The organism is Hydrogenophaga sp. (assembly GCF_035481345.1).
Lineage (GTDB): Bacteria > Pseudomonadota > Gammaproteobacteria > Burkholderiales > Burkholderiaceae_C > Hydrogenophaga.
Genome location: NZ_DATIGV010000133.1, coordinates 1 through 10,037, shown reverse-complemented (window position 1 = coordinate 10,037; position 10,037 = coordinate 1). Strand labels below are relative to the sequence as shown.

Genomic DNA, 10,037 nt, shown 5'->3' with positions numbered 1-10,037 from the left:
GCGCCAGTGGCTCGCCTCGGACTACCAGCTCGCCGCACTCAACATCGACCCGGCCAGCGTGCACAAGCGCCTGGGCGACGGCTTCCTCGAACAGCGCCTCATGCGCGAGCAGATCGCCCAGCTCACCGGCCAGCGCTTCCTCGGTGACCACACGGACGACGACGCCCAGTACCTGGCCCTCCTGCAGGCCGGCGCCACCTTCGCCCAGGCCCACCAACTCAGGCCGGGCATCACCCTCACGGCCGAGCAGGTGGCTGCGCTCACCAGCGACATCGTCTGGCTCGAAGCCCAGGAAGTGACCTTGCCCGATGGACGAACAGTGACCGCGCTTGTGCCCCGCGTCTACTTGATGCCCCGCGAAGGCGAGCTGAGCCCCCAGGGCTCCCTGATCGCCGGGCGCGAAGTCCACCTCAACCTCAGCGGCGAGTTCTTGAACAGCGGCAGCGTGGCCGGGCGAGACCTGGTGCTCATCGATGCCAACGGCATCCGCAGCAGCGGACACATCGGCAGCCAGGGCGCCACCGCACTGCGGGCGCAGCAAGACATCGAGGTCGATGGAGGGAACGTCAGCGCCAAAGACCTGCTCGTGCTGGACGCCGGGCGCGACATCAAGGTCGCCAGCACCAGCGCCCAGAGCACGGATGGCCAGGCCGTGGTGCTCGACCGGGTGGCCCGCCTGAGCGTGAGCGCGGACGCCGGCGTGCTGCTCGCCCGAGCCGGGCAGGACATCGAACTGCAGGCCGCGCTCGCCCAGGCCAGCGTGGTGGACATGCACGCCGGGCGCGACCTGCGCCTGAGCACCCTGAACACCCGCGAGGCCCTGGACACCACGCGCGACGAGAAGAACTACGGGCGCGTGCAGCGCAGCGCCGAGGTGGGCAGCGCCATCGGCGGCGACAACATCACGCTCTCGGCCGGGCGCGATGTGCAGATGAGAGCGGCGCAGGTGCAGGCCAACGGTGAACCCGATGCCGATGCTCCCTACTACGAGAGCCAGAACAACGGCCAATTGAACATCCACGCCGGGCGCCACCTGGACATCACCGCCGGTGAGGCCAACTACCAGGTCGAACACGGCGTCTATGCCAAGAGCAGCGGCGTGCTCGGCTCCAGCAGCACTGAAACCCGCAGCCTGGACAGCCACACCCGCGCCCAGGGCAGTGCGCTGGGCGGGCGCGAAGTGAACCTGAGCGCGGGAGGCGACATCACGTTCAAGGGCTCGCACGCCATCGCCGACGAAGACCTGGACGTGAGCGCGGGCGGCGATGTCCGGGTCCTGGCCGAGCGCACCGAGCACCGGCAAGAACGCTTCCACGAGAAGAAGAGCAGTGGCGTCTTTGCCAGCGGCGCCGGTGTCACCCTGGGCAGCCAGCAAAGAAGCAGCGAGCGCGAATTGAGCGGCACCGGCGCGCAAGGCAGCACCCTGGGCGCGCTCAAGGGCGACGTGACCATCCGCGCCGGTGGAAGCTACGAACAGGTCGGCTCCGACCTGCTTGCCCCCGAGGGCGACATCGATGTCCGGGCCAACGACATCCGTGTCACCGAAGCCAGAAGCACCGAAGAACGTTGGCAGGAAGACAAGATGCGCCAGGGCGGCCTCACCCTGGGCGTGGGCGGCGGGGTCGTGCAGATGATGCAAACGGCCACCGAGACGCTCGGGGCCCTGGACAAGACCGACGACGCGCGCATGAAGGCCCTGGGCGCGGCCACGGCGGGCATGCAGCTCAAGCAGGGCCTGGACACCGCGGGCAAGGCCGCTGCCAGCGGCCAGCTTGCCGACGCCGGCATCAGCGTGAACATCAGCATCGGCGCCTCCAGCAGCCGCAGCACCAGCGAGAGCAGCGCCGACAACGCGCAGGGCAGCCGCGTCAGCGCGGGCGGCGATGTGAGCTTCATCGCCGAAGGCGCTGGTGAAGACAGCGACATCCTCATCCAGGGCAGCGAGCTAGAGGCGGGCAAGACGGCGCGCCTCAAGGCAGAGGGCAACGTCGACCTGCGCGCGGCCCAGAACACCACGAAGGAGAAGACCGAGAGTCGCAACCGCTCGGGCAGCGTGGGCATCGGCTGGCAAGTCGGCGGCACTGGCGCGGGCTTCGGCATCACGGCCAGCGCCAGCGCGGGCAAGGGCAAGGCCGAGGGCGAGTCGCTCGGCCACACCAACACCCACGTCCGGGCGGGTGAGCGCGTGAGCATCGAGTCGGGTGACGACACCATCCTGGCCGGCGCCGTGGTCAGCGCCGATCGGGTGCAAGCCGACATCGGCGGCAACCTGCTCATCGAGAGCCTGCAGGACAAGGCGAGCTACCGGGAGAAGAGCAAACAGAGCAGCGCCAGCGCCACCTTCGGCGCCGGGGCGGGTGGCTCCTTCAGCGCGAGCCGAACCGACATTCAGAGCGAATACGCCAGCGTGGGCGAACAAAGCGGCATCCGCGCGGGCGACGCCGGCTTCGACGTCAAGGTCAAGGGCAAGACCGTGCTCAAGGGCGGCGCCATCACCAGCACGCAGGTGGCGGTGGACGAGCAGCGCAATGACTTCGAGAGCGAAGGCGGGGTGGGGCTGGAGGACGTGCACAACGAGGCGCGCTACAAGGCCAGTGGCTGGAGCGCCGGCGCGGGCGTGTACGTCTCGGACAAGAAGAACCAGGACGGCAGCACGGTGATGGGCTCCGACGGCCAGCCGGTGAAGGAAGTGAGCCGCACCCGGGGCGTGGGCTGGGGCGAGGACAAGGGCGGCGCCAGCAGCACCACCCGGGCCGGCATCTCCGGCATCGCGGGCAACAAGGACGCCCGCACGGGAGACGCCGAGACGGGGCTGGCGCCGATCTTCGATCGCGAGCGGGTGAACGACGAGGTCAACGCCCAGGTAGCCATCACACGCGGCGGCCTGCCTGTGCTGGCCAAGGGCTGGGGCGATCAAGCCGACGCGCAGCGCGACAAGCTGAGGAAGGAGGCCGCGCAGCTTGACGCGGACGACCCGGCGCGGGCCCAACTGCTGGCCGAGGCGGACCGCTGGGACGAGGGCGGCGTGTACCGCGCTGCGGGGCACGCGGTGATCGGGGGGCTGAGTGGTGGCGCGCAGGGCGCGTTGGGCGCGGGCGGCGCCAGCCTGGCGGCGCCGGGGCTCAATGACTTGCAGCACCAGGTGCAGACGGCGCTGCAAGACGCGGGCGTGAACGCACTGCTTGCCCAGGAAATGGCGGGATGGGGCACGGCCGGCGGGCTGGCGGTGCTGTCGGGCGTGGCTGGCGGTGGCGCTGCCGCGGGCGCGGCGTTCAACACCGATGTGAACAACCGGCAGTTGCATCCCACCGAGAAACAGCGCATCCGCGAGCTGGCCGATGGCAAGGCCAGGGCCAGCTGCCGCGGCGACAGCGCGTGCGAGCGAGACGCTCGCCTGTACTGGAGCGACATGCTTGAGCGCGTGGCGGAGAGCCGCGTGGACAAACGGGCCGCCGCTGACGAACAGGCCTACCGGCAAAGCGTGATCGACGCGGCCAATCGACCGGGCACCGAAGCGTCCATGGGTGGTGCCGAGCGCTACTTCGGCGACCTGGGCGAAGCGCAGCGCATGCTCGACGCCGACACGGGGCGGCCCATCCTGGACAGCCAGGGCCGCGTGGTGCTGGGCAGCGACGGCAAGCCCCAGACCTACTTCAGTGCCACGCAGGCGCAGCGCGACGACCCGTACGGCAACGTGTTTCCGGGTGGTTCGCCCAGCAACCAGGTCTCGGTGATCCCGGGCAAAGAGCGGCGTGACGCGCAGCGGCTGGAATGGATGAACACGCCCAATGGGCAGGCGGTGCGGGATACGACGTTGGAGGAGACGCTGTTGGGCGTTCGCCTGCCGGCCAAAGGAGTGAAGGCGGCAACGGGCGGTGTGATGGGCAATGCCGGCAGATCGTCCGCCAACGACTACATACCCGCAGCAGGCAAAGCGATATCGCCTGCGGTGGACGGACAGTTTGCGACGCAGGGGTTGACCCGTAACCCATTGGATTTTCCGGAGGGGGTTCAGATGGTGAACATGCTTGAGAACAGCGGGATGTCTCGCGAGGCAGCGGTGCGTGAAGCGCGCTCCTTCATTAACTCGGGCCAATCTCTGCCCGTGGCAACACCTCTTGATGCGACGGATAAGTTGGTCAAGGTAGTACCTACGGGCGGGACACCCAGCCCGTCGACGGGCTACTGGATGAAGGAAAGCGAACTGGCTCAGCTGCAAAGCGATCCGGCCTCGATGGTCGACAAGCTCGGTTTGCCGCCGGGCATGCAGGTCAACAGTTACGACGTCTACCAGATCAAGCCGAAGCAAGGTACCGTGGTCTTTGAAAGCAAAATTGCTCCGACGATGGTCAATGGAGTGCCCAACACCAGCGGCGGTGGCACGCAATCCCTGGTACTGGATCGCTCGGCGTTTACGCTGCCGATCAAAATCGGCAACATCGTCGTCAAGCGATGAAGGAAGCGAAAACTATGAGAAAGCTGGTGCAGCTTGATGAAGACGGGTACTGCATGGAAGTCGATGCGGTCAAGCTTGAACGTGTCGCCCGAGCGTTCAAGGCTTGGCTGATGACCGTCGATCCGAAAGATGACCCGTTTGGCTACTTGAAGCAGGATTTGCCTTTGGTTGAGGCGGCTCTGCAAGGATGGTTGCCTTTGCCCTTCAAAGGAACAGAGCCGCATCAAAGAGAGGTCGGCGAAGGCTCGCTTGATTCAGACTATCTCGAGATTTCTGCACCGTTCTACAACACCATTTTCGGAGCCAATCGAAGCATCGAAACTGTCCTCAAGGACGGAAAACGCTATGCATGGGCCGACTTCGAAGAGCCCCTATGAGGCGCGGTCAAGTCGGTCGGCGGCGCCACCGAGGCCTGTGCCACTCAAGGCGAACACCTGCGCACCGAGTTGGACGATTGGGCGAAGATGGTGCCCGACACCAGCCGGGACGCACAGTACATCGCCAAGACCGACAGCCAGGTGCTGCAGCAGAACAACTTCGACATGAGCCACGTGCTCGCGGGCGAAGTCAACGCCAAGGGCAAGGCCACGGGGTATCACGCAGAGTTCGCGGCCGATGGTCAGGCGCGAATCAAACCGGGGGCGGACATCACGTTCAACGCGAACGGGACGTATGAGGCGCCGGTGCAGATATGGGATGCGAAGAAGGGGGTGTGGGTGGATAAAGCACGGGAGTCGACCTTCTTTCCGCCCTCGTGGTCACAGGCGCGCATCGAGTATGAGGTGTCGGAGGCGTTCAAGAGCAAGCAAATGCTTGGAGCTACGAAATGGCAAGGAACCTCGCCGAGCGGAATGATGATTGAGGGATTCACCACTCCGGCGCGAACGACTTTTTACCCACTCAAATAGGACTTCGAATGCGCTTGATTTTGTGCGCCACCATGGTTGAGCACGTAGCCGATGCCGATCCATTCAAGAAGTGGATGGGAAGATGGCTTGAGGTTGTTGATGCGGATGCGCTGCCTTACGGTTCGCGCTGGGAGTTCTGTGTGCCTGAGTTCCGGTTGATGTGCAGCGCGATCATGTCTGACATCCAAACTGCTGAAGGCTCGGGAGCAACTGCGCTCAAAGAAATCCGCCGCATCGAATCCGGCGAAGTCTCCTACATCGAGTCCGATGGTAACGCCTGGGTCGCCTTCATCACGCCCGACAAGGTCTGGTTTGAAGGCCTGTACAGCCAAGGCGAAGGCGGCGAGGTCAGCTTCGCGCAGTACAAGCTCGCCGTGCAAACCTATGTGCGCTTCCTTGCCGATCCTGAGCAGAAACCCATTGAGGTTGACTTCCCGGCCTGACGTGAGGCGCCAACCTGCGTCAGAGCTTTTATGTAGCACCTCCAGTGCATCAAGCTGCAATCGCCCAGCGGGGCCGATTGCAGCCCATGTTCGCCAAGCCTCGCCTTATCCCTTGATTCCACAATGAGCCTGCCATTCACCTTCCGCTCTGCGTTGCTGCTTGCAACAGCGGCTGCAACGTGCCTTCCCGTCCAAGCCGCTGCCCCCAGACAATGCCAGCAGCAGACCGTGCAGAACATGAACTTCGAGATGTGTCTGCAACCCGGCGCGGCCTTTCGGCACGATCTCTACCTGCTTTCCATGAATGGTCAACTGCTCGCCGCCCTCGTCGACGACTTTGCGGAGTCGGTGGTGCTGGAGCACACCGTCCCTGAAGGCCCGTCCATTGAGTTCCCTCTGTCCAGGCAGGCCGGTGGCAAGGTTCAGATCACGGGCGGGTGCGTGCCCGTGTCGAAGGATGACACCGAAGTCGCGCGCGTTTGTAACTTTCATTGGGGAAAGGTGCACGTTATCAAAGACGTGCGCTTCGAGTTCAACTAAGTATGGATACCAAAACCTTTGGCCAGACGAGGCTGTTGAAAGCCTGCGCTGCGTGCAGCGTCGTCGCCGCGCTATTGGGGTGCGCTGCTCCTGCGGCTCAGTACTACCCCGATGAGGAACAAGCCATTGAAGATGAGGTGGGTGCCGCGCTACCACCCGGGAGTGCCATCGTCGAGTTCACGACGAACTCGGCGGCGGTGGCGGCGTTTCAACAACGTGTTGGCGACAAGCTGTGTGAGCCAGATGCCCAGCACATCGCGGCACGGGTCAGAAGACGCGAGATTCCATCTGAAGTCCAGCAGAACTTTCGAGGTCTGGCCAATTTCCTATCCCTGGGTGCGCTGGCCCAGATCGAGAAACTGCCGAAGACCAAGATTGCCCACTATCCCGCCAACCAGCCGATCGCCTTCGCCGCCACCGCGTACATCACCGACGGCACCTGCGGCCCGCTGTTTCTCCAGTTCACACCGCAAGCGGCCAAGCGCTATTCCTTGTCGATGGACTTCAATGGTCAGAGTTGTCGGCTTGGTATTCGCGAGATGGACGAGTCGACACAGACCCGTCCCGTGAAGCACTCCCGCTGGCGGTGCGCCGAAGGGTTCCTGGGCATCGGCAAGCCAACGCTTATCGGCCCTGATGAAATCAACTAACCTGGATTTGACGATCTCATACGCCAGCTGTGATGGCCTTGGCGCACGCTGAATCGACCCTCATAGCAGGGTCTTGCGACGGAACGGCTCACCGTGAACGTTGCACAGGCAACTCGTGCGGGCCGGGACAACGTGATCAAAGGGGTTGTCACTTCTGTTGGCAGCACAACTTCGGCCGATGGTGGCTCGGGCGTTACCCTCACCGCGACGCCCGATGGCCGCATGACTGGGGCCACCGCCAACACGAAATCGATCGGCAACGTGCACAACGCGCGACTTCAATTTGCAGGCGCAGACGCCGGCGAGCCAGTGGATGCTGAAGGCTATCCGACCGACTTCGAGGCCGCGAACTACTTCGTTCGCTGAGCGGTGCTGGTAAAGACGGGCTCCGGGTGGCGCTATTGATCGCCGCCCTTCCTCATTCCGTACTCATCCCCACCCGCCACAGCACCCCGCAAGGGTCGTTCAGCACAAAGTCCCGCATGCCCCAGGGTTGGTCCTCTACCGCCCCCAGGCGCACGCCATAACGTTCGGCCACGCCGCGCTCGACCAGGCGCTGGTGCCATGCATCCACGTCCTTCACCAGCAGGTGCAGCATCAGGTTCTCGGCGAAGGCCTGTTCGTAGAAGTTCTGCAGCAGGAAGCGCGCGCTGCCGTGGTGCAGGTAGGCCATGTGCTCGTTGTTCCAGTCCAGGGTGAAGCCCACGTCCTGGTAGAAGCGTTTGGAGAGGTCGAAGTCCTTCGCAGGCACGAAGGGTTTCATTTCGATGACGTCGAAGTCGGGCATGGGAGGGCCTTGGCAGGAACAGGAAAAGGGATCGCGACGAGAATCGCCGCCATCATGCAATCTTCTTCCTATTTCCGCATGGCCCTCATCCTGGGCCTGCTCTCGGCCATCGGCCCGTTCGCCATCGACATGTACCTGCCCGCGTTGCCAGCCATCGGCACCGCCCTGGGCGCCGAGGTGGGAGCGGTGCAGTTCAGCCTGACGGCGTTTTTCCTGTCGATCGGCGTGGGCCAGTTGCTGTATGGCCCGGTGTCCGACATGGTGGGCCGCAAGCCGCCGCTGTATGCCGGCCTGGGCCTGTTCATCGTGGCCAGTGTGGGCTGCGCGCTGGCCACGGACATCCAGACGCTGGTGGCCTTCCGGTTTCTGCAAGGCCTGGGCGCGGCGGCCGGCATGGCGATTCCGCGCGCGGTGGTGCGCGACCTGCACACCGGCACCGAGGCCGCGCGCCTGATGTCGCTGCTGATGCTGGTGTTCAGCGTGTCGCCGATCCTGGCGCCCTTGGCCGGCAGCGGGGTGATCGCGTTGAGCGGCTGGCGCGGCGTGTTCTGGGCGGTGGCGCTGGCGGCGATGGCCGGGCTGCTGCTGGTGCGCGCCACGCTGGGCGAGACGCGCTCGCCCGAGCAGCGGGTGGAAAGCAGCATCGGCGGCGCGCTGCGGGCCTACCGCCTGTTGCTGCGCGACTGGCATTACCTGGGGCTGGTGGGCATTGGCAGTTGTGCGCTGGCCGGCTTCTTCGTGTTCCTGGCGGGCTCGCCTTTCGTGTTCATCGACCACTACGGCTTCACGCCGACGCAGTACAGCCTGGCGTTCTCGTTCAACGCGGTGGCCTTCATCGGGGCCTCGCAGTTCACGGCCCCGGTGGGGCGGCGCGTGGGGCTGGTGCCCATGGTGAAGTTCGCGGCCACGGCCTCGGGGCTGACGATCGCCCTGTTGCTGGCCTACTACCTGTTCGGCGGCGACGACCTGTGGGTGCTGATTGCGCTGAACTTCATCGCCAGCGCCTTCATGGGCCTGGTCATCCCCACGGTGTCGGTGCTGGCGCTGGAAGAGCACGGTGCCATCGCGGGCACGGCCTCGGCACTGATGGGCACGCTGCAGATGCTGGTGGGCGCGGTGGCGATGGGGGTGGTGGGCCTGTTCGCCAACGGTCAACCACTGCCGATGGTGGCGGGCATGGCGCTGGGTTCGCTCAGCAGCGTGGCGCTCACCTGGCTCACGCTGGCGGGGCCGCCGCGCACGCGGCTCGCGACCTGAGCGCGCCATACTGTTGCCATTGGCAAGTAAAAACTTGACAATGGCAAGTATGCCGTCCGCCACCGAACCCTCGTCCGTCTCGCCCGCCGCCGTCAAGGCGGTGCGCCGTTTCAACCGCTTCTACACCCGCCGCGCGGGCGTGCTCTCGCCGTACCTCGGGGGCGATCTGTCGTTGACCGAGGTGCGCGTGCTCTATGAGCTGGCGCACCACCAGGGCCTGGTGGCCACCGAGCTCATCCGCGCGCTGGGCATGGACGGCGGCTACCTCAGCCGCATCCTCAAGCGCTTCGAGAACGCGGGCTGGCTCAGCCGCGCGCCCAGCCCGAAGGACGCGCGCCAGAGCCTGCTCACGCTCACCGAGGCCGGGTACGCGGCCTTTGCGCCCATGCAGCAGAAGTCGCGCGAGGAGGCCGCCGCGCTGCTGGCCGCGCTGGCGCCGGGCGAGCAGCAGGCGGTGGTGGAGGCGATGGCGCGCATCGAGCAATTGCTGGAGCCGCAGGCCGCGCCGCGCACGCGCGCGGCCGTGCTGCGCGACCCGCGCCCCGGCGACATGGGCTGGGTGGTGCAGCAGCACGGCGAGGTCTACGCGCGCGAGTACGGCTGGAACATGGACTTCGAGGCGCTGGTGGCCGACATCGTGGCCAAGTACGTGCGCCACTTCCAGCCCGAGTGGGAGCGTTGCTGGATGGCCGAGCTCGACGGCGAGCGCGTGGGCTCGGTGTTCGTGGTGCGCAAGTCGGCCACCACGGCGCAACTGCGCATGCTGCTGCTGACGCCGGCCGCGCGCGGCCTGGGGCTGGGCGCGCGCCTCACCGACGAGTGCCTGGCCTTCGCGCGGGCCAAGGGCTACCGCAAGATGGTGCTGTGGACCAATAGCTGCCTCGGCGCCGCGCGGGACATCTACGCGCGGCGCGGCTTCGAGCTCATCAAGTCGGAGCCGTACGAAGGCTTCGGGCAGTCGCTGGTGGGCGAGACCTGGTCGCTCAAGCTCTGAGC

General features: G+C 65.7%; 10 protein-coding genes. 9 read left to right on the top strand and 1 reads right to left on the bottom strand.

What is annotated here, in order from left to right:
* The 7 genes from VLG41_RS14780 to VLG41_RS14750 form a co-directional block, all read left to right on the top strand.
* The coding region (locus VLG41_RS14780) for a hemagglutinin repeat-containing protein (protein ID WP_325350161.1) at positions 1-4,456 on the top strand (4,456 nt) is incomplete at its 5' end.
* Positions 4,453-4,833, top strand: coding sequence for a hypothetical protein (locus VLG41_RS14775; RefSeq protein WP_325350160.1), 381 nt, complete (start codon positions 4,453-4,455; stop codon positions 4,831-4,833). The genes VLG41_RS14780 and VLG41_RS14775, both read left to right, overlap by 4 nt.
* 87 nt (positions 4,834-4,920) lie before the next feature.
* A complete protein-coding gene (locus VLG41_RS14770) occupies positions 4,921-5,364 on the top strand; it encodes an EndoU domain-containing protein (RefSeq protein ID WP_325350159.1) in 444 nt (147 codons plus the stop codon).
* A gap of 8 nt (positions 5,365-5,372) precedes the next feature.
* Positions 5,373-5,807, top strand: a complete 435-nt coding sequence (locus tag VLG41_RS14765) for a hypothetical protein (protein WP_325350158.1) — start codon at positions 5,373-5,375, stop codon at positions 5,805-5,807.
* 123 nt (positions 5,808-5,930) lie between these two features.
* Complete coding sequence (locus VLG41_RS14760; RefSeq protein ID WP_325350157.1) at positions 5,931-6,347, top strand: hypothetical protein; 417 nt, start codon at positions 5,931-5,933, stop codon at positions 6,345-6,347.
* A 2-nt stretch (positions 6,348-6,349) separates the two neighbouring features.
* Complete coding sequence (locus tag VLG41_RS14755) at positions 6,350-6,997, top strand: hypothetical protein (protein WP_325350156.1); 648 nt, start codon at positions 6,350-6,352, stop codon at positions 6,995-6,997.
* 93 nt (positions 6,998-7,090) lie between these two features.
* Positions 7,091-7,363, top strand: coding sequence for a hypothetical protein (locus VLG41_RS14750; RefSeq protein WP_325350155.1), 273 nt, complete (start codon positions 7,091-7,093; stop codon positions 7,361-7,363).
* A 52-nt stretch (positions 7,364-7,415) separates the two neighbouring features.
* Here VLG41_RS14750 and VLG41_RS14745 read toward each other — a convergent pair whose 3' ends face one another.
* Positions 7,416-7,784 carry a VOC family protein gene (locus VLG41_RS14745; protein WP_325350154.1) on the bottom strand — a complete coding sequence of 123 codons (369 nt, stop codon included), beginning with the start codon at positions 7,782-7,784 and terminating at the stop codon, positions 7,416-7,418.
* Between the two features lie 54 nt (positions 7,785-7,838).
* On the opposite strand from VLG41_RS14745, the gene VLG41_RS14740 reads away from it, so the two are divergent.
* Positions 7,839-9,041, top strand: a complete 1,203-nt coding sequence (locus VLG41_RS14740) for a multidrug effflux MFS transporter (protein WP_325350153.1) — start codon at positions 7,839-7,841, stop codon at positions 9,039-9,041.
* Between the two features lie 40 nt (positions 9,042-9,081).
* Complete coding sequence (locus VLG41_RS14735; protein WP_325350152.1) at positions 9,082-10,035, top strand: bifunctional helix-turn-helix transcriptional regulator/GNAT family N-acetyltransferase; 954 nt, start codon at positions 9,082-9,084, stop codon at positions 10,033-10,035.
* Positions 10,036-10,037: the final 2 nt, after the last annotated feature.